The organism is Campylobacter sp. BCW_6468 (assembly GCF_001762865.1).
Lineage (GTDB): Bacteria > Campylobacterota > Campylobacteria > Campylobacterales > Campylobacteraceae > Campylobacter_D > Campylobacter_D jejuni.
Window position 1 is genome coordinate 36,475 of the sequence record NZ_MJXQ01000010.1, and the last position, 20,329, is coordinate 56,803.

A 20,329-nucleotide genomic window follows, 5' to 3' on the forward strand; every position below is an offset into this window, starting at 1 on the left:
TTCTCCTTAGATAATTTTCAATATATATTCGTTTAGCTTATTTTGAAGAGCTTTCATAGAAAAAGAAAGTTCATAACCTAATTCTTCTAATTCTATTTTAACACTATCATCTTGACTGATTTTATTATTTAGTTTAATATTTGCATCAAATTTTTTGTTAAGTTTGACTTCAAGATCTTTAAGATTTTCTTGACTTAATTTTTCTTTAGAATATACAATACCAACAAAAATATTTTCTTTAAAAGCTTTTTGTCTTTCAAGTTCTTTAACTATTTGAGGAATGCATTCTAATCTTGAATTTTCAATCAAAAGTCTTAAAAAATTTTGAAAACTAGAATTTTTAATATCAAGAAAAGAATCAAGAAATTCCATTTTTCTTTCTTTTTTAATCTCATTAGATTCTATAATATTTTTAAATTTTGGCAAAACAAAAGCAGAATTTAAAATACACAAATTCTGATAAAAATCATTTATATCAGCTCTTGAAGCTATCGCTTTTGCATATCTTCTTGCAATTATATTTTCCATATTTAAGATACCTTCTTCATCATAAGTTCTATTATTTCACTCTGTTTTAATGTCATATTTGGATCAGAAAAAATTTCATTTAAAGTATTTGATACTAATTCTTTTTCCATTTTTCTAAATTCATAATCTTTTTGTTCCTCAAAATGTTTTTGAAGTAAATCTAACTCATCTTGAGTTTCTTTCTTAATATTTTTAACTAAGATTTCAGCTTCTTTTTTTGCTGTAATTAAAGCGGCAGCAGCACTTGCCTTAGCTTCTTCAAGTTTTTTCATCGTATCTAATTTCTTAGCTTTACTTTCTAAAAGTTTTTTTTGAATTTCATCAAGTTTAGAAGAAATTTTTACAATACGGTTTTTGTAAAAATTTTTAAATGGAGTTGCAACAAAATAATACAATATACCCACAAAAATTAGAAAATTAATAGTCCTTGGAATAATATCATATTCTCCACTACCGTTTGATGCACCAAAAGCATACAAAGGTAGCAAAAATATAATAAATAATAACTTACTCATTTCTCTCCTCTTAAATTTTCTTTATGTTATTTTGCAAAGCTTGCTTAAGCTCAGGTAAATGTATGTTTAAATGTTCTTGTAACTCTTTTTTTTGAATAGCTAAATCTGCATAAAAGCTGGCCATTTTTCTTTCTAATTCTTCTTTCTTGCTTCTAAGAATTTGCTCTGCCTCTTCTTTAGCAGCAGCTATAGCACTTTGTTTGATTTTTTGAATTTCTTCTCTAGTGTTAATATGAATAACTTCTAATTCATCATTCACACATAAAACTTCTTGAGAATTTTCTTTTACTTTATTCTCATCATTTTTTATAGAATCATTTCTTTCATCCATAAATTTTAAAAGCGGCTTATACAGCATACTATTTAAAATAACTATCATAGCCAAAAAAATAGCTATAGTAGCAAGCATTATGGAAGGATGCATATCTTCAAACATAATTCTCCTTGGTTAGAATTTTTGAAGGACTATTTTACCATAAAAAAGCTAAGATTTTGGTTAAAACTTTTCAAGCATTTTGATTAATTTTTTAATTTTATCAATATTTTCTAAATGAATTACAAAATCATTATTTTTATTTTTGCAGTCAAATCCAAAGCGATTTAGTATTTGTTTTAATTTTTTTATTTCATCTTCAAATTCTTGATTAGGTAAGCTTTCATTATTTTTTATTTTTTTAACTATTTTTTCAGTATCTCTAACATTAAGTTTTTGACCTATTATGCTATCAACCAACATTTTTTCATCTTTTTGATCTAAACCAACCAAAACTTTAGCATGACCCTGAGAAATTTTTCCAGAAGCAATCAACTCTTGAGTTCTAATATCTAAATTCAGAAGTCTTAAAGTATTTGTTATTTGAGTACGAGACTTATGAATAAGTTCTGCTAAATTCTCTTGAGTAATCTTATGAACTTGCATCAAATCCTTATAAGAATTAGCAAGTTCAATAGGGTTTAAATTCTCTCTTTGTATATTTTCAATAAGAGCCAATTCTCTAAGTTTATTCTCATCAATATCAGCAATAAAAGCTAGAATTTCTTTTTTTCCTAATGCTTTCACTGCTCTTAAGCGACGTTCCCCAGCAATTAAAATAAATTTATTATTTTTTTTAAATACAATAATAGGCTGAATAAGTCCAAATTCTTTGATAGAATTAGCAAGCTCATCTAAAGCTTCTTGATCAAAATTCTTTCTTGGCTGAAATGGATTGGGTGAAATTTGATCAATTTCTATCATAGTGCTTTGATTTTTATCAAAACCCAATTCTTTGCTATAAACAGTATCCATATCACTGATTAAACTACTTAAACCCCTATCTTTATTTAACCCCATTATAATTATCCTAATATAGAATACGCCAAATTTTGATAAGCAACAGAACCTGGCGATTTAATATCATAAAGAATTATAGGCTTTCCAAAACTTGGACTTTCTGCAAGTTTTACATTGCGAGGGATCACAATAAAGTCATCTTCGTTTCCATTAATAGTAAAAAGTTGTTTTTTAAAATTTTGTTTCAAATCATCTACAACATCTTTAGAAAGATTATTTTGAGAGCTATACATTGTCGGTAAAAATCCACGAACCCTGAGTTTAGAATTAATAGTTTTTTTGATAATTTTAATTGTATTTAAAACCATAGCTACACCCTCAAGCGCATAAAATTCACACTGTATAGGGATAATTACGCTATCACTTGCTGCAAAAGCATTTATAGTAATACTTCCAAGAGCAGGTGGAGAATCAATAATAATAAAATCATACTCATCAATTACTTCTTGAATTTGATTTTTAAGTAACATTTTTTTCTCATTATTTTCACCTTTAGCAAGCTCTTGTTCTATACCTACAAGACCTATATTTGAAGGAGCTAAATGAAGTTGTGGCAATTCTGTTTTTAAAATAATATCTGAAAGCTTTTTTCTTCCTATAAAAACATGGTAAATATTATACTCATAATTATTACGATTAAAACCAAGCCCTGTAGTCGCATTAGCTTGTGGATCAACATCAATCAAAAGTACTTTTTTTTCAGCCACAGCCAAAGAAGCGGCTAAATTTACTGCTGTTGTAGTCTTTCCTACTCCACCTTTTTGATTTGCTATTGTAATAATTTCGCTCATCTTAAACTATACACCCTTTTATCGCCTAGTAAAATTGAACCATCTTCGTACAAAAAAGAATTTTCAAGTGAAAAAACTTTACCTTCATGATGGACGCTAAATTTTCTTGATTTTTCAAATTCTAACATATACTTGCTAAAAATATTCTTCCATAAAATTTTTTTTTCTACTTTTTGCAAAAACTCACTCACTAAATCTTTAAGCGAAATTTCTATATCGCATAAAGCTGTATTTTGGGGTGCAAATTTAAGATTTAAACCCATACCGCCTATGATAAAATTTGAAATTTTAGCACTTATAACTCCTCCAGCTTTTTTATCATCTAAATATAGATCGTTAGGCCATTTAAGCCAAATTTTAGAACCTTTTTCTTGTAAAACTTCTTTAAGTAAATAAGCAAAATAAATACTCACAGAAGCTAAAGGTAAATCTTTTGGTAAATCTTCTTCTTTAATACAAAAAGAAAGATGTAAATTTCCTTTAGAGCTTTGCCAAGAATTTTCCCTACTTCCAACTCCATTTGTTTGTTCTAAAGCATAAATAGCAAAATTTTCATCAATCTTTCCATTGCGTATTTGCTCGCATAAAAAAAGATGAGTTGAGTCTATACTTTCAACACAAACTATCTTCACTTTTAAGCCTTTTTCCATTTAAATAAGTCCTGCCATCAAGAGCTTTTTTTCCACTTTCTTGAAGTTTTTTAATACGCAAAACTCCTTGTTTGCAAGCAAGCAAAAAACTTTCTTTTTCTAATTCTAAAATTTCACCCATCTTAGCATTTTGTTTTAATTCATCCACAAGTTCAAGTTCTAAGAATTTAAGTCCATTTTCCAAGAAAACTCCAGGCCAAGGGGTGAAAGCTAGATATTTTTGATAAAGTTCTCTTGCATTTTGCAAATTTATAAGCCCATCTTCTTTTTTGATTTTTCTACAAAGCGTTGCTAGACTTTCCTCTTGTTTTTTAGGGGTGATTTTATCGAAATTTAAAAGAGTAGAGAGGATGAGCTTAGCGGCCAAATTTGCTAAAAGTTCAAAAACTTCACTTGAATTTTTATCTTTTATATCACATTCTAAGCTTTCAAGTATAGCACCTGTGTCAAGCCCTTCTTCCATGAGCATGGTGCAAACTCCACTTTTTTCATCTTTGTTTAAAATCGCACTTTGGATCGGACTGGCACCACGGTATTTTGGAAGTAAAGAAGCATGCAAATTCACACAAGGCGCTAAATCCAAAATGACTTTAGGTAAAATTTTTCCATAGGCAGCAACCACGATAAAATCAGGATTTAAATCCTTAATCTCTCTTATAATATTTTTATCTTTTAAAGAACTTGGAGTAAAAATAGGAATACTAGGATAATTTTGACTTAAAAAAGCCTTAGTATCACTTGGAGTTAAAATTTGCTTTCTACCTACGGCTTTATCAGGCTGAGTAAAAAGTGCTACGAGTTTAAAATTTTCATTTTCTACTAGTGCTTTTAAAATACAAGTTGCGTAAGATGGAGTGCCCATAAAAATAATTTTTTTCATTTTTTCGCTTTGTGTGAAATTAAAAGTTTTAATTATAGCTTATTTGATTTTAAAAGAGAATTTAATAAATTAATCACTCAAACAAAGTTCCACCTATTTGTTTATCTTCTAATAAAAATGTCTTTGCCACACTTAAATCAAAGCCACTTGCTAAAAACATTTTTTTATTGTGTTCAAGTAAAAATTTAGCTGCCTTAAGTTTGGTTACTATACCAGCTGTTCCGTGCTCACTACCTGTTTTTATGGTTGCTTGTAGCCATTCTTCTTTAATATGAGTGATTTTTTCTAAACGCTTTGCATCACTAAATTCACTAGGATTTTTATCGTAAAATCCATCAATATCGCTTAAAATCACAAGCAAATCCGCATCAAAAAAATGCGTAGCATAAGCACTTAAACTATCATTATCACCAAAGACAATTTCTTCTATAGCTGTAGCGTCATTTTCATTGATAATAGGCAAAATTCCTAAATTTATCATCATATCGATAGCATTTTTTGCGTGTTTGGTAGCTTTTCTAGAGTCAAAATCCTTGCCTGTAAGTAAAATTTGTCCGCCTAGTTTGTTAAATTTGGCTAAAAGCTCGTTATAAACACTGATTAAAAAAGGTTGTCCAATAGCAGCTAAAACTTGTTTATTAATAAGGTTTTTTCTATCGATATCTAGTTTGGTGTGTCCTGCCGAAATAGCCGCCGAGGTTACTAAAATTACTTCATATTTTTCCATGAGTTTAGCTAAAAATGCGACTAAATTTTTAAGACGCTCAAAACTTAAAGTGTTTTCTTCGCTAATCACATGAGAACCCACTTTAACAACTATTCTTTTCATGCTTATTCCTTGAAAAATTTTTATAATTTTAGCCAAAATTTCATATAAACTAGTTATTTTTTGAAAAAATAGGGAGTGTTTGAAATTTTTAATATAAAACACTTCCTAGATTGTTAAAATTTTTATTTGTTATTTCTTAAAGTTTTAATTTCTTCTAAAAGCATGAATTTAAGTTCTTTAAGTCCTGTTTTTTCAAGGCTTGAGACTTTGATTAAAAAGCTTTGTGGATTATTTATTTCTTTGAGATAATTGTCTAACTCATTAATGTTTAAAGCAATTTGCTCAGCAAATTCCTCTCCTAAACGAACACTATCACTTTTTGAAATCATGATGCCAAATTTACGCCCAAAAAGTTCATTGGAAAATTTTTCAAGTTCTTTTCTTAGTACTATAAATTGTTCTTTTAAAGGCATTTGCCTCATAGGATCTAGCACGAAAAGTAAAAAGCTCGTTCTTTCTATGTGCTTTAAAAAGGCAAGTCCTAAGCCTTTACCCACACTTGCTCCTTCGATAATCCCTGGAATATCAGCCATAACAAAGGAATTATACTCATCTACATCTACGAGTCCAAGTTTTGGAGTAAGGGTGGTAAATTCATAATTTGCAATTTCAGGTTTTGCATTTGAAACAACGCTTATAAGAGTAGATTTTCCCACATTTGGAAAGCCCACAAGCCCTACATCGGCAATAAGTTTAAGTTCAAGTCTGACTAAGCGACTTTCTCCTTTTATACCAGGTTGTGCGTAATCGGGGCGTTGATTGGTGGCGTGTTTAAAATGGGTGTTGCCAAGTCCACCTTTTCCACCTTTTAAAAAAAGCTCTCTTTGTCCTTCTTTGGTAAGATCAAGTAAAATTTCATTGGTTTGTACATCGATAACTTGCGTTCCTTCGGGCACTATAAGTTCTAAATTTTCACCCTTTTTGCCATTTTTATTGCGTCCCATTCCACCAGCACCATTTTGCGCGCGTAATTCTCTTTTGCCTTTGAAATTTACAAGAGTGTGGGTATTATTATCACATACGAAAATAATATCACCACCATTTCCACCATCTCCTCCATCAGGGCCACCAAGTGGAACATGTTTTTCACGGCGAAAACTTACAGCACCTTTGCCACCATCGCCTGAAGCTAAAGTAATTTTAACACTATCAATAAACATTTAAATTGCCTTTGACTTTAAATTTATAAAGCTAAATTTGAGTAAATAAAAGAAGTTAAATTTATAAATTTAAAGTTTTCAAGACGCTAAAAAGCGTCCTAAAAACTTATGCAGGATATACAGAAACTTTTTTTCTATCTTTGTCTTTTCTTTCGAATTTTACAAAACCATCAATCAAAGCAAAGATAGTATGATCTTTTCCCATGCCTACATTGTTACCTGCATGAGTTGCAGTTCCTCTTTGGCGGATGATGATATTTCCAGCTCTAACAAACTCGCCACCAAATTTTTTAACACCTAAACGACGACCTATGGAATCGCGGTTATTTTGAGTTGAACCTTGACCTTTCTTGTGTGCCATTCTTTACTCCTTAAGCTTTAATATCTTTTACTACAACGCGAGTAAATTGTCTTCTAAAACCGCGTTTGAGTTTAGAATCTTTTCTGCGTCTTTTTTTGTAAATCACAACTTTTTTATCTTTTCCGTGATTGATCACTTCCAAAACAACTTTTGCACCTGCTACGAAAGGCGCACCTACCTTTAATTCTTTATCATTGATAGCAAGAACTTCGCTTACTTCAATACTTGCTTTGCTTTCAGCTTCAAAGTGATCTAGTTTTAGCTCATCGCCAACACTTACTTTGTATTGCTTTCCGCTGTGTTTGATAATAGCATACATTGCTTTTCCTTATAAATTGGTAGTACCATAAAGCACCGCAATAACGGATTTAAAAGCTTTAGTGGTTTAATAAAATTTCGATTTTACAAAATTTTTCTTTAACTTTTGATGAATTTAAGAAAGAGTTTAGAGTTTGAGAAAAATCAAACTCTAAAAATTTAAAAGCCTAGATTTACTCCGCCGCCTTCTTGGGTTTGATAATTTGCATCACGACCTATAGTGTAGCCATTTCCACTACCAGTATTACTTAAAGGTCTGCAAATATCGCCCACTTTTACACCACCTTCTGTGATTTTTGCATAAGAAAATTTAGGGCTTGTGCGAGTGATTTCAATACTTCCTGTTTTGCTTTCTACTCTTCCTGTATTTTCTTTTGTATAAGTATCTTTTATAACCTTCCCAAGAGCAAAACATTCATAAACATCACCTTGATTTAAGCTTTGAGAAAATATTACTTCATTGTTTTCAACACTTGCAACTTTCAAAGGATAAATTGCGTTTAAAATATCTCCTGCTATACGATTTGCAATTTGTTTGAGTGCGGTTTCATTGGCACTAAAACTATTGTCTTTAAGATTGACTTTCATGCTTAAAGTATTAGAAAATTTAATTTGTCTTGTAGCAAATAAAAGCACACGATAATCTACGATAACTTCAATTTCAGTTTTGCTTTTTCCTGTTAAATTGCTTGTTTTTTGTTTACCTTCAAGTCCTGAAATAGAAAACAATAAAATATAATCTGTTGCTAACACATTTTTAAGTTTATAAACTTCATCGCTAGCTGCGTCGCCACTTTTGATTAAAGCTTTTTCCATTTCATAATAGCCACTAGAATCACGGTCTAAAACATTAAATTTACGACTTTGCAATAAATCAGAAATGATTTTTTGTTGCAAAGCTGAGCCTATACCTCTTTTTGCAGCATCTGGAGTAGAATCAAAAACAGTAATACTTCTTCTATTATCTGCACTTAAACCTGGAGCTTGATACTTTTTTGTTGTTGTGGTTTTAAAAATCGTTACATTGGCTGTATATTTACCATTTGCATCTTGTTCAACACTATTGATTTCATAAGTATCAGCTCTACCTTTGGTGGCTTTTGAAATTTGCTCGCTGTAATTATCTTGCATATTTGAACCTGAATTATCAGTTGAAACGCTAGTGTTAGATTTCTTAAGAGAATTGATACTTACTCCACTCATTTTTCCTATAGCTTCTATAATGGCATTGTTTATCGCATCTTCCCTAGTCAAGCCTGTGCCTTCTCCTGTGCTTGATTTTGTTGAAGTTGTGGTTATAACTTTAGCATTAAGACTTAGGCTTAAAAATAAGCCTAAAAAAAGAATTTTAATTATTTTCATCTTTTACCTTTAAAAATCATCCATGCTATTTACAACATTAGAGCTTCTTTGTATGCTAGAAGATTTTTTAGCTTCATTTTTTGTTGTATTTGACTTTGAATTTAAAGCCTCATTTGTGTTGGCTAAATTTTCATAAGAATAAAATCTCACAGCTCCTACGTGTTCAATACCATTTTCACTTGTATAGCTCCATTTTTTAAGAGTACGAATACCACGAATTTTACCGCTTGTGCTTGCTTTTATTTTACTATTTACTTTATCAATAATATTTGTTATGTTTTGAGTTTGTTCTTGAGTGGAACTATCATTAACATTAATACTTTGTTTGATGATTTCCTCGTAAGTATCACCAGTTGTTCTTTCATCTTTAAGACTTAAATTTGTATTAATAAACTCTATAATAGCAGCATCAGCCATAGTAAGTGCTGTTTCTTTGGCTCTATCTTCTAAAATATTTGTTTTTTTAGCATTGCTAGGATCTGCTACATAACCCCAGTTTCCATAACTTAAAATAATAGGCGCACCATTTTCATCATAAACTAAGCGAATTCCATATTCATTTAAAAAGCCTTTTGTATCTTTTGGCAGATACTCACTTATTGCCTTGCCTTTACCCTTAATAGCACTCTGTCTTGCTAATGCCATATCTTTTGCTAATTGGCGAGTTTTATTGGAAATAACAGCAATAACACCTACATCATACTCACCTCTTCTTTGTGTAACTATAGTTTGCACAGGAACAAGTCCACTCATAGAACCTATGGCATTTGTCATAGTTTTATTAAGAAATTCTTGCTTTAATAAAGTCTTTTTTCTGTCTTCGCTTAAAGAATTTGTATCTATACCTAAATCTTTTAATGCCTTATCAAGCTGAGCGCCAGCTAATTGTGTAAGTTTATTTAAAATTTGATCAACCTTATCACCTTTTGGCAATTCATCAAATTCCTTAGCATTAGTAGAATTATCTGCTTCATAATTTTGAATTTTGCTTGTAGCAATTCTTCCAAAAGCATCTCTTATAAATTCGCTTTGTAAATTTAACATTGCTTTTTGATAAGCATTTTGTAAAGCTTGTGCAAATTGTGGATCAGTATCATTTACAGCAACAGTACCTTTTCCTGTATAAAAAGTTTTTCCATCTTTGGTTATACCATATTCTATACCGAAATTATCCGCAAATTCTTCAAAAAAATCTTCAATTGATTTTGGGGTAATATCCTTAGTACTTGCGTCAGACATTTCATTTTGAATATTTATATCTTGTTGTGTAATTTCTACAGGCTGGGAACCTTGTGCATAAAGTAAACTTGCCATAACTAAAGAGCCGATAAATAATATTTTTTTCATTTCATATCCTTTTAAAAATCATAAAAAAAGCCCAAGCTAAATACTTGAGCTAAAAATTTTATTCATAAATTAATTTTTATTTTACCAAGTAACTGATTTACTAGAACCGGTTTTATCAATAGTTTGCTCATCTTCCCAATAAACTAAACCTGATGTTAGATCAGTAAGTCTTAACAAGAAAAAGTATTCTACTTGAGTTTTACCATTGCTAAGTTTTACATTATCTTGTCTAATTTTACCCGCAAGAGAAAAATCAGGCGATACCAATGTCCCTTTTTTTGCTATGGTTTTTTGATTAAACTCATCATTATCTCTTAATTCTCTTACATCTTCACTCATGCTATCAAGTGCTCCGCCTACAGCAACTGCTGAAGTTAGAACAAATTTACCTGATTTTCTTAATGCAGAAGTGATTTTTGCGGTGAGTTTTTCAGTATCGATTCTTTGCGGGGTATCATTCACAACCCTACCAATAGCAATAACCTTTCTTGTACCTGGTTTAATATTTGCAAAAGCAGGATCGCTTAACATACTATTTATCATAGTTTCAGCTGCACTTTCAAAATCTTGTCTATCAAGACCCAAGGTTAAAGCATCGCCTTTTTTTATCTGACTTGCCTTTCCATCTGTATAAGCTATTTGCGCACAACCACTAAAAAGCAAAGCTCCAATAAGAGCTGTTCCTAAAATTTTTGTTTTTTTCATGATTTATCCTTCCTAAAATGAGATTAATTTTTTGCTTTAATTTCTAATCTAAAATCCTTCGCTCTTGTATCAGATGCAAGTTTACGAAGAATCACCTCTTGTCCTGCTGGAATTCTAAGGGCTTGATAGTCCTCATTTAAAACATCTCTTAGCACAAAACCATCTTTATCTAACCAATCCACTTTATAAATTACATCTTTAGCAAAAGTACTGCGTAAAATCACTTCAAATTCTAAATAACCATTGCTATTTATACGCTTTTGAAATTGTTTTACTAAACTTTTTGGTAAATTTGAACCTAAAATTACAGTATTTTGATTTGAATTTATTTGATAACTTGGTACACAAGCACTAAGTAAAAACATTAAAATAAATAAAATATTTTTTTTCATCTTTTAGCCTTATTTTTCCATGATAGCAACACTTGTGGGTAAATACGGAGCAAAAGAACGCACTATCACAAGAGCATTTTTATTTTTATCCAATGATTTTTGAAACAAAATATTGCCTTGTGGATCTTTGATTTCTAAATTTCCGTCGTTTTCTATTGTTGCTATGGCAATACTTTTTGGTAAACCTCTCCAAGAACGCACATCAGCTTTATTGGTTGCAGCAGTTGCTACTGCTGTTGCAAGACTTAGCCATCCACCTGTAGAGTCATTATTTGCAACAGCTACATTTAAAGTGGTTTTAATTATAGTTTGAGCTAAGGCTTTAGCAATCATTGCAGGCATATTTATTTTAAATTCAGTAGCGACAATATTGTCTAAATCTACAAAATCATTTGTATTTTGACCATTTATATTTAAATTTGCAAAAGAAGCTTCCCTTTTTTTTAAGGTTTGTAAAGCAATATTTGTGCTAATAATTTTTTTATCCACTATAAAAGGTAAGGTTAAAGCAAATTCATCCTTAACTACACCAAATCCATTTTCATAAACTACAAAAACATATTTTTTAGCTTTTTTAACTTTTATTTTTGTGGCATATTCTTTAAAAATTTTAGCCTCTTTTTTGATAGTTTTGTTTTTTGGATAAATAATAGATACTTCTCTAAATAAATCTGCAGCTTTTCTATAATCTTTATCCATAAAGAAAAATATTGAAGCAAGATAAGTCGCATAAGGATTTATGAAATTTTTTGTTGTATCAAATTCTTTAAATAAGTTATCATATTGCGCTTCTATAACTTTTGAATTTTCATTCATATTTTTATCATAATTTTTATCTTCTTTTGCCTTATCTAAATCAGCACGATTTTTTTCAATTTCTTTAGCAAAATATTCTTTTGCCTTATCTTGACGCATTAAAGCACGATTAAACTCAACTCTTGCATTTTCATAATCATCTTCTTCCATATAGTTTAGAGCTTTATATATATTAACCATAATTCTTTCATATAAAGAACCATCATAATCTACTATAGTATCATTAAGCAAGGTTGTACCAACAAATTTAGTTGCTTTAGAGCCTACATTTTCTAAATCCACATCATATTTATAAGATTCTTCCGCAGCATCAAAAAATACATTACTTTTGTTAAAATCACCACAATTTCTAGCAATCAAACCTGCATTTAATCCTGTATAAATGACATCATCATTTTTTTTAATTTTTTCTAAATTTTGATTGAAAAAATCATCACCACAATATTTTTGTGTTAAAGCATTTTCAAATGTTGTATTTTGTTTAACCTGATTAACACAAGCTGTTAAAAAAAGGCAAACAATACCTGAAAAAATCAACCCAACTTTTATCTTCATTAAATTCCTTTCTTAAAGAAAATTAAAAATGAATATTATAGCGTAGTATATACTTAAAAACTAATGAAAAAATTTTAACCCTAGGAGAGAAAAACCTAGGGTTTGATTTAAATAAGCATAGGAGCTAATACAAAGCCTAATGCTACAGCAATTGCAATAGCTAAAACTCCTGGTATAAAGAAAGAGTGATTAAATATAAATTTACCAATTCTAGTCGTTCCTGTATCATCCATTTGCACAGCACCAAGCAAGGTTGGATAAGTTGGAAGCACAAAAAGTGCCGAAACTGCTGCAAAACAAGCTACAAGCATATAAGAATCATGCGGATTTGCTGCTGAAATTCCTAAAGCGGTGATAATTACAGGTACAATGGCCTTTGCGGTTGCTGCTTGAGAATATAAAAGCATACTTGCAAAGAAAAATGCAACTGCTAACATAGCAGGGGTTTGTTTAACCCAGTCGCCTGCTACTTCTTTGATAGAAGCTTCGTGTCCTGCAACAAAAGTATTTCCAAGCCATGCTACACCAAAAACACAAACACAAGCAGTCATACCGCTTTTAAATACACTAGTGTCAAGAATTTTACCTGGTTCAACTTTACAAAGCCAAGTGATCAAAGTTGCTGCAGTAAGCAAAAAGCTCATAATAGCTGCATCTCTTGGAACCACAACAGGATCAATCCATTTAATATTACTTGAAATTGCGGTTGCATAAAGTACAACTGCCAAAACAGTGATCAAGAAAATTACCACTGAAAGTTTAGCACCTGGTTTATCTTCGCCATGCAAAACAGCTCCTGCATCCTTTACAAGTCCTGCTTTTAATCGTTCTTGATAAACACTATCCTTACTCAAATCCATAGGAGTGATTAAACTCACTATAAAAGCTGCAAGCATACAAGCTACAAAAGTTGTGCTAATCCAAATTCCAATTAAAGTTGGATAATTCCATCCAAGTGGCTCTAAAACTCCGCTCATATAAACCACAGCTGCACTTACAGGAGAAGCAGTGATTCCAATTTGCGAAGAAACAACCATTAATGAAAGTGGAACACTAGGTTTTATGTTTTGAGATTTTGCAACATCAACTACAACAGGCATTAAAGAAAATACTGCATTTCCTGTTCCTGCTAAGATTGTAAGCAACCATCCACAAGCTGGAGCTAAATAATTTATAAATTTAGGGCTTGATCTTAAAATTTTTTCTGTCACCCTTACCATATAATCAAGTCCACCTGCTTGTTGCATAGCAGAAATTGCTGCAATAGCTGCAGCAATAATTAAAATAACATCCCAAGGAATATTACCAGGTTTCATACCTAAAACAAGTCCTAGTATAACTACACCTAATCCTCCAGCATAACCTATAGCAATGCCGCCTAGGCGAATACCGATAAAAATCGCCCCAAGAAGGACGATTACTTGCAAAATTATCATTATATCCATATTAAATCCTAAAATGCTATTTTTTAGCTTCCATGTGAGGGTTTAGCATATTTGATGGAGTTAAAATTTCATCAATTTGTTCTTTACTTAAAAGCCCTCTTTCAAGCGCAATATCAGCCACTCTTTTTCCAGTGTTCATTGCCTCTTTAGCTATAGAAGCTGAATTTTCATAACCAATATAAGGATTTAAAGCTGTTACTATACCTACTGAATTATAGACAAAGTCTGAACAAATTTTTTCATTTGCGGTAATACCATCTATACATTTATCAGCTAAAGTATACATTGCTTTTTCTAGCATTACAACAGAATTAAATAAGCTATATGCTACAACTGGTTCAAAAACATTAAGTTGCAATTGTCCACCCTCACAAGCAAAAGTTACAGTTACATCTGCTCCAATAACAAAATAACAAACTTGATTAACTACTTCAGGAATAACAGGATTTACCTTACCTGGCATGATAGAACTACCTGGTTGCATTTTTGGAAGATTAATCTCATTAAGACCACATTTTGGACCACTACTTAAAAGTCTTAAGTCATTACATACTTTAGAAAGTTTTGTTGCAACACGTTTTAAAACACCTGAAATTTGTACATAAGCTCCCGTATCTTGAGTCGCCTCGATCAAATCCTCAGCCACAGTATATTCAAAACCTGTCACTTCTCTTATTTTTCTTTCTACAACCTTCGGATAATCAGGATGAGAATTAATTCCCGTTCCAATAGCAGTTCCACCCAAATTGATCTCTAAAATCAATTTTCTAGCTTCTAATACTCTTTGTATATCTTCACCTATCATTACGGCAAAAGTTTTAAATTCACGACCTAAAGTCATAGGTACAGCATCTTGCAGTTGGGTTCTACCCATTTTAAGAACATCTTTAAATTCTTCAGCTTTTCTCTCATAAGCTTTTTTTAGATGTTCCATAGCTTTTGCCAAATCACTTAAATAATCATGTAAGGCAAGGTGTAAAGCCGTAGGATAAGCATCATTAGTACTTTGGCTTAAATTAACATGATCATTTGGATGAAGATATTGGTATTCACCTTTTTTATGACCCATAAGTTCAAGTCCTATGTTCGCTATAACTTCATTAGCATTCATATTTGTACTTGTTCCAGCACCTCCTTGGATCATATCTACTACAAATTGATCATAATACCCGCCTTCTAAAATTTTATCGCACGCTTTAATAATCGCATCTTGGATATTTTTATCCAAAAGACCTAATTCATGATTTGCCATAGCTGCAGCTTTTTTTACTCTAGCCAAAGCTCTAACAAAGCGAGGAAAATCTTTTAATCTATCATGAGAAATATCAAAATTTTCAACAGCTCTAAAAGTTTGCACTCCATAATAAACCTCATCAGAGATTTCTAATTCCCCAATAAAATCATGTTCTTTTCTTGTTCCCATTTTGAACCTTTCATAAAAGTATTTTAATTTAAAATCAAAAATTTTTGATTTAAATCATAAAATAATGATATTGCATTTTTAGTTAATAATTGGTTAATAAGAAAACTACTTTCAAATACAATAAATTAAGTATTTTTATATCCTATTATGTCTTTATATTTAATTTTTATTAATATAAAAAATTTTATTTACTTCAAAAAAAATTAATATATTTTTGCAAGCTTTTTTGTTAGAATAAAATTTTTAATAATTTAAATAATTAGGGATAATATGGAAAAAATTACAATAAACATAGATAAGATTAAAATAAATGATGACTGGAAAGAATTTTTAAGAGACGAATTTCAAAAAAAATATTTTCTAGAAATCAAAAAACAATACCTAAATGCGATTAATCAAAATATAGTTATTTATCCGCCTGCAAATTTAATCTTTAATGCTTTTAATTTATGTCCTTTAAAAGAAATTAAAATTATTATCCTAGGACAAGATCCTTATCATCAACCAAATCAAGCAATGGGGCTTAGTTTTTCGGTTCCAAAAAATGTAAAAATCCCACCAAGTCTTAATAATATTTTTAAAGAATTGCAAAATGATTTAAACATCACTCCAGCAAAAAGCGGAGATTTAAGCTCTTGGGCAAAACAAGGAGTTTTGCTCTTAAATTCTATTCTTAGCGTTGAAGCAAATAAAGCAGCTAGCCATAGTTCGTGGGGTTGGCAAGAATTTAGTGATGCTATAATACATAAATTAAGTAATGAAAAATCAGGGCTTGTTTTTATGCTTTGGGGAAATTACGCAAAAAACAAGGAGATTTTGATTGATAATACTAAGCATTTGATTTTAAAAGCAGCTCACCCAAGTCCTTTAGCTAGAACAGGATTTTTAGGTTGTAAGCATTTTTCAAAGGCTAATGAATTTTTAAAAAAAGTTGGTAAAATTCCTATAGATTGGAAAATAGTTTAAAAAATTATTTTAAACTTTAATAAAAATATTAAAATATATTTATTTATTTAAAAATAAATCATATTTCTATGAAATATATTGTAATAAAACGACTCAAAAATTAATTCTTAAGGAGAAAAATGAAAACCATTGGTATTATAGGCGGAATGAGTTTTGAAAGCACTATTACTTATTATAAAACAATAAATCAAGCTATAAATGATAAATTAAAATCTTTAAATTCTGCAAAAATTTTACTTTACAGTGTTAATTTTGAAGAAATAGAAAATTTACAAAGCCAAGATAAATGGCAAGAAGCTGCACAAATTTTGACTCAATGTGCTAAAAAATTAGAACTTGCAGGGGCTAATTTTATAATAATTGCAACTAATACTATGCATAAGGTTTTTGATGAAATTCAACAAAATATAAATATCCCTATTTTACATATTGCAAAAAGTTCTGCTAAGGCTTTAAAACAAGAAAACATACAAAAAATTGGTTTATTGGGTACTAAATACACAATGACGCAGGATTTTTATAAAAAAGTGCTTATTGAAGAAAATATTAGCGTTATTATTCCTAGCGATGAAGATATAAAAATCGTTAATGATATTATTTTTAATGAGCTTTGTAAAGGTGAAATCAAGCAAGAATCTAAAGAAAAATATTTAAATATTATAAAAAAACTACAAGAAAAAGGGGCAAAGGGAGTGCTTTTAGCTTGCACTGAAATTGGTTTATTAATATCCAAAAATGATACAAATATCAAAATTTTTGATACAAGTCTTATTCACGCCCTTGATGCTGCTAATGAAGCTTTAAAAGATTTATAATTAAAAGATGCCCAAAAATGGGCAAATTGCAATATTTTGAAAAGATTTATACTTATATCGGTTTAAATCTTATCTTGCTTTATAGTTTGCTATCTTTTTCTAATTGATTGATATTTAGCATGATAAATTTATAGCTTAGATAAATTACTAAAGGCCAAGCCAATAAAAACAAAGCATGTAACATTTTTTCTCCTTAATATGCGTGATCATCGTTTGCGATTTCTTCGCGTGTGATTTTTACTTTATCCATTGCATTCCAGACATAGATAATATAAGCTAAAACAAAAGGTACAAGTAAAGACACATAAGCCATGACGCTTAGAGTATAATAGCTTGAACTTGCATTTTTTAAAGTTAAAGAACTTTGCAAATCACTTAAAGATGGGTAAAAAGCACTTTGACCTAAACCAATGCTTGATAATAAAGCAAAAACTGTTAAAACCGTTCCAAGTCCTAGGGTAAAAATAGCTTTAGAGCAACCTTTTGCTCCTTGAACCATACCTAAAAGCACTAAAATCACACCAACAACAAGCAAGATAGCAAAAATCATTTGATTTAAGAAATTATATAAATACAAATTCGCACTCATGCTTACAACTCCATTTGCATCTACACTAAAACCATCTTTTAAGAAAATCCACACTAAAAAACCTAAGAAAAAAGGTAAAAATAAAATGCTATTGACCATGAGTTTTTTCATAGCTCTTATTTTGATATTCTCATCATTGATATTGTTCATAAAATACGCTGCACCTAAAAGCCTTGCTAAAAATACTAAAGCTAAGCCTAAGAGATAATTAAAAGGATTAAGTAAAAGTTCTAAGCCATGCAAAGGATTTTGCCAAGAAACAAAATTATGCTCATTTAAGATAAATTCAGAGCCGCTAAAAAAGCTACTTACCGCAACTCCGATTAAAAACACACCTAAATAGCCATTGATTTTAAGAAAAATTTCATAGGTTTTAGAGCCATAAACATTATTTTCTTTTTTGCGATATTCATAAGCTACAGCTTGCAAGATAAAACAAAATAAAATACAAAGCCAAGCCCAATAAGCACCGCCAAAACTTGTACTATAAAAAAGTGGAAAAGCCGCAAAAGCTGCTCCACCAAAAAGTACGAGAGTTGTAAAACCAAGCTCCCATTTACGCCCTAAAGAATTGACTAGCATGGTTTTTTCAAGCTCATCCTTGCTAAGCTCATCGATTAAAGTCTGTCCACCTTGGACAAAAAACATAAAAACCAAAAGTCCGCCGAGTAAACTTAAAATCAACCACCAATAAATTTGCAAACCTTCAAGTTCTAAACCAAAAAACATTATTTTTCTCCTTTGCCCATAAGTGGAGTATGTCCTGCATGTGCGTCAAAACCTTTTTTAATCTGAGTAAGCATGATTTTAACTTCTGCAATCAATAAGGCTGTAAAAAGTACTGCAAAAATCCAAAATGAAATTTGAACATTGACTTTTCCAAGTTGTGTTGCTGCGATATGTACAGGAAGCAAGTCTTGAATTGCCCAAGGTTGTCTGCCTACTTCAGCAACAATCCAACCTGCTTCAGCGGCAATATAACCCAATGGAATGGATAACAAACACACCCAAAGTACTTTTCTAAATTTCTCAATATCATTTGCCATGGTAAGATAAAGCGTAACGATGAAAAGTAAAAAGAAAAAACTTCCTAAAGCAACCATGATATGAAAGCTATAAAAAGTTAAAGCCACAGGTGGAATAGTATCGCTTGGTTTTTCTAAATATCCATAACCAAAATCTTTAAAATGAGTTTCTAAAATGGATTTGTGATTTGCCATAGCTATTGTATCATTGTTTTCTTTAGCAAGTTTATAGTCTTTTAGAGCTTGTATAGCGATTTTTCCTCTATCGATACGATTTTGCATAGGTTCTATACCTTTGCTTTCATTTCCATAGATCAAATCTTCAATTCCTGGAACAAAAGAATTTGGATCACGGTTTCCTAATATAGAAAGAGCGTAAGGTATAGTAATGTCAAATAAAAACACACTTTCGTTATTATCTATGGTTTTTTTAGGATTTAAAATTCCAAAAGGTACAAGTCCTGCACGATGTTCACCTTGATAAACCCCTTCCATAGCTGCAAGTTTCATAGGTTGAGTTTGAGTTACACGGTAAGCGCTTTCATCTCCGCTGAAAAACAAAAAGATTGAACAAACCAAACCAAAACTAGCTCCTACAACTAAGCTTTTTTTAGCCTCGATAATATGGCGTCCTTTTAACATAAACCAAGCTGAAATTCCCATTACAAATAAAGCTGAAATCACATAACCACTGCCTATGGTATGTAAAAATTTTGAAATAGCTACAGGAGAAAGTGCTACTTCAAAAAAGCTTTGCATTTCATTTCTTGCTGTGTCAGGGTTAAAGCTCATTCCTACAGGATATTGCATCCAACCATTTGCCACTAAAATCCAAAAAGCAGAAAGATTACTTCCTATAGCCACACACCAAGTTGAAAGTAAGTGAAAACCCTTGCTTACTTTATCCCAGCCAAAAAACATAACTGCAAAAAAAGTAGCCTCTAAAAAAAATGCCATAATACCTTCAACCGCCAAAGGTGCACCAAAAATATCACCCACAAACCAGCTATAATTTGCCCAGTTTGTTCCAAATTCAAATTCCATTATAATGCCTGTAGCTACACCGATAGCAAAATTTATAGCAAATAATGAAAGCCAAAATTTGGTGATTTTTTTCCATCTTTCATTTTTAGTTTTTACATAGATGGTTTCCATGATAGCGATCATAAAAGACAAGCCTAAGGTTAAAGGCACAAACAAAAAATGATAAAGTGCAGTTAAAGCAAACTGCGCTCTTGACCAATCAACGCTACTAAGTTCGTTCATTTATTTTCCTTCGAGTGTAAGATTTTTGAGTACAAAAGTGCTTTTTTCTTTGTCGCTTTTAAAAATAGAATTAAAATTTACATCAAAAACAAAAAGTTTTAAAATCACAAACATAACAAAAAGTTTGATAAAAATAATTTTCCAAAGGGTCTTTCCAAGAGTTAAATTTTTAAAACCTTCTTTGTAAAAATTAAAAATTTGAGAGATGCTAAAATATAAGTGTTTAAGATACATGTAAATTCTACCTTTAAAAACAAC

General features: G+C 30.7%; 23 protein-coding genes. 2 read left to right on the forward strand and 21 right to left on the reverse strand.

Annotation, left to right across the window (positions count from 1 at the left end; genetic code table 11):
- Positions 1-6 precede the first annotated feature (6 nt).
- The 18 genes from AJ889_RS00370 to aspA form a co-directional block, all read right to left on the reverse strand.
- Complete coding sequence (locus AJ889_RS00370; RefSeq protein WP_002934628.1) at positions 7-528, reverse strand: F0F1 ATP synthase subunit delta; 522 nt, start codon at positions 526-528, stop codon at positions 7-9.
- A 2-nt stretch (positions 529-530) separates the two neighbouring features.
- Positions 531-1,043, reverse strand: a complete 513-nt coding sequence (locus tag AJ889_RS00375) for a F0F1 ATP synthase subunit B (RefSeq protein ID WP_002867818.1) — start codon at positions 1,041-1,043, stop codon at positions 531-533.
- A 10-nt stretch (positions 1,044-1,053) separates the two neighbouring features.
- Positions 1,054-1,479: a FoF1 ATP synthase subunit B' gene (locus tag AJ889_RS00380; protein WP_002859779.1), complete on the reverse strand. Its 426-nt coding sequence runs from the start codon at positions 1,477-1,479 to the stop codon at positions 1,054-1,056.
- A gap of 60 nt (positions 1,480-1,539) precedes the next feature.
- Positions 1,540-2,376 (reverse strand): ParB/RepB/Spo0J family partition protein, encoded by an 837-nt coding sequence (locus tag AJ889_RS00385; RefSeq protein WP_002859778.1) that lies wholly within the window; start codon positions 2,374-2,376, stop codon positions 1,540-1,542.
- 5 nt (positions 2,377-2,381) lie between these two features.
- A complete protein-coding gene (locus AJ889_RS00390; protein ID WP_002851697.1) occupies positions 2,382-3,167 on the reverse strand; it encodes a ParA family protein in 786 nt (261 codons plus the stop codon).
- Complete coding sequence (locus AJ889_RS00395; protein WP_002859776.1) at positions 3,164-3,817, reverse strand: biotin--[acetyl-CoA-carboxylase] ligase; 654 nt, start codon at positions 3,815-3,817, stop codon at positions 3,164-3,166. The genes AJ889_RS00390 and AJ889_RS00395 overlap by 4 nt, the downstream gene beginning before the upstream one ends.
- The gene (fmt, locus tag AJ889_RS00400) at positions 3,780-4,697 is read right to left on the reverse strand and encodes a methionyl-tRNA formyltransferase (RefSeq protein WP_002901832.1); all 918 of its coding nucleotides are present in this window, start codon (positions 4,695-4,697) and stop codon (positions 3,780-3,782) included. Before fmt ends, AJ889_RS00395 begins: the two co-directional genes overlap by 38 nt.
- A 73-nt stretch (positions 4,698-4,770) precedes the next feature.
- On the reverse strand, positions 4,771-5,526 hold the full coding sequence (gene proB / locus AJ889_RS00405) for a glutamate 5-kinase (RefSeq protein WP_070293180.1): 756 nt from the start codon (positions 5,524-5,526) through the stop codon (positions 4,771-4,773).
- A 122-nt stretch (positions 5,527-5,648) separates the two neighbouring features.
- Positions 5,649-6,686: a GTPase ObgE gene (gene obgE, locus AJ889_RS00410; protein ID WP_002869950.1), complete on the reverse strand. Its 1,038-nt coding sequence runs from the start codon at positions 6,684-6,686 to the stop codon at positions 5,649-5,651.
- Positions 6,687-6,792: 106 nt separating this feature from the next.
- Positions 6,793-7,047 carry a 50S ribosomal protein L27 gene (gene rpmA / locus AJ889_RS00415; protein WP_002800974.1) on the reverse strand — a complete coding sequence of 85 codons (255 nt, stop codon included), beginning with the start codon at positions 7,045-7,047 and terminating at the stop codon, positions 6,793-6,795.
- 10 nt (positions 7,048-7,057) lie between these two features.
- Positions 7,058-7,366: a 50S ribosomal protein L21 gene (gene rplU / locus AJ889_RS00420; RefSeq protein ID WP_002778820.1), complete on the reverse strand. Its 309-nt coding sequence runs from the start codon at positions 7,364-7,366 to the stop codon at positions 7,058-7,060.
- A 158-nt stretch (positions 7,367-7,524) separates the two neighbouring features.
- The gene (locus AJ889_RS00425) at positions 7,525-8,727 is read right to left on the reverse strand and encodes a CsgG/HfaB family protein (RefSeq protein WP_002934626.1); all 1,203 of its coding nucleotides are present in this window, start codon (positions 8,725-8,727) and stop codon (positions 7,525-7,527) included.
- 9 nt (positions 8,728-8,736) lie between these two features.
- Entirely contained in the window at positions 8,737-10,074 is a 1,338-nt protein-coding gene (locus AJ889_RS00430; protein ID WP_002934623.1) for a DUF6844 domain-containing protein, read from the reverse strand.
- Between the two features lie 81 nt (positions 10,075-10,155).
- Positions 10,156-10,779 carry a penicillin-binding protein activator LpoB gene (gene lpoB / locus AJ889_RS00435; RefSeq protein ID WP_002934622.1) on the reverse strand — a complete coding sequence of 208 codons (624 nt, stop codon included), beginning with the start codon at positions 10,777-10,779 and terminating at the stop codon, positions 10,156-10,158.
- 23 nt (positions 10,780-10,802) lie between these two features.
- The gene (locus AJ889_RS00440; RefSeq protein ID WP_002867825.1) at positions 10,803-11,171 is read right to left on the reverse strand and encodes a YcfL family protein; all 369 of its coding nucleotides are present in this window, start codon (positions 11,169-11,171) and stop codon (positions 10,803-10,805) included.
- A gap of 9 nt (positions 11,172-11,180) precedes the next feature.
- Positions 11,181-12,542, reverse strand: a complete 1,362-nt coding sequence (locus AJ889_RS00445; RefSeq protein WP_032584435.1) for a COG3014 family protein — start codon at positions 12,540-12,542, stop codon at positions 11,181-11,183.
- Between the two features lie 107 nt (positions 12,543-12,649).
- On the reverse strand, positions 12,650-13,987 hold the full coding sequence (locus AJ889_RS00450) for an anaerobic C4-dicarboxylate transporter (protein ID WP_002892575.1): 1,338 nt from the start codon (positions 13,985-13,987) through the stop codon (positions 12,650-12,652).
- Between the two features lie 16 nt (positions 13,988-14,003).
- Positions 14,004-15,410: an aspartate ammonia-lyase gene (gene aspA / locus AJ889_RS00455; RefSeq protein WP_002851742.1), complete on the reverse strand. Its 1,407-nt coding sequence runs from the start codon at positions 15,408-15,410 to the stop codon at positions 14,004-14,006.
- Positions 15,411-15,680: 270 nt separating this feature from the next.
- On the opposite strand from aspA, the gene ung reads away from it, so the two are divergent.
- Together ung and AJ889_RS00465 are read left to right on the forward strand one after the other, a co-directional pair.
- Positions 15,681-16,376 carry a uracil-DNA glycosylase gene (gene ung / locus AJ889_RS00460; protein WP_070293183.1) on the forward strand — a complete coding sequence of 232 codons (696 nt, stop codon included), beginning with the start codon at positions 15,681-15,683 and terminating at the stop codon, positions 16,374-16,376.
- A 119-nt stretch (positions 16,377-16,495) separates the two neighbouring features.
- Complete coding sequence (locus AJ889_RS00465) at positions 16,496-17,191, forward strand: aspartate/glutamate racemase family protein (RefSeq protein WP_002868441.1); 696 nt, start codon at positions 16,496-16,498, stop codon at positions 17,189-17,191.
- Between the two features lie 193 nt (positions 17,192-17,384).
- On the opposite strand, the gene cydB is transcribed toward AJ889_RS00465, so the two are convergent.
- From cydB to AJ889_RS00485, 3 genes are read right to left on the reverse strand one after another with little or no spacing between them, the layout of a single operon-like run.
- Entirely contained in the window at positions 17,385-18,509 is a 1,125-nt protein-coding gene (gene cydB, locus AJ889_RS00475) for a cytochrome d ubiquinol oxidase subunit II (RefSeq protein WP_002867829.1), read from the reverse strand.
- Positions 18,509-20,071: a cytochrome ubiquinol oxidase subunit I gene (locus tag AJ889_RS00480; RefSeq protein ID WP_002859765.1), complete on the reverse strand. Its 1,563-nt coding sequence runs from the start codon at positions 20,069-20,071 to the stop codon at positions 18,509-18,511. Before AJ889_RS00480 ends, cydB begins: the two co-directional genes overlap by 1 nt.
- Complete coding sequence (locus AJ889_RS00485; RefSeq protein ID WP_002851632.1) at positions 20,072-20,305, reverse strand: DUF4492 domain-containing protein; 234 nt, start codon at positions 20,303-20,305, stop codon at positions 20,072-20,074.
- Positions 20,306-20,329 lie beyond the last annotated feature (24 nt).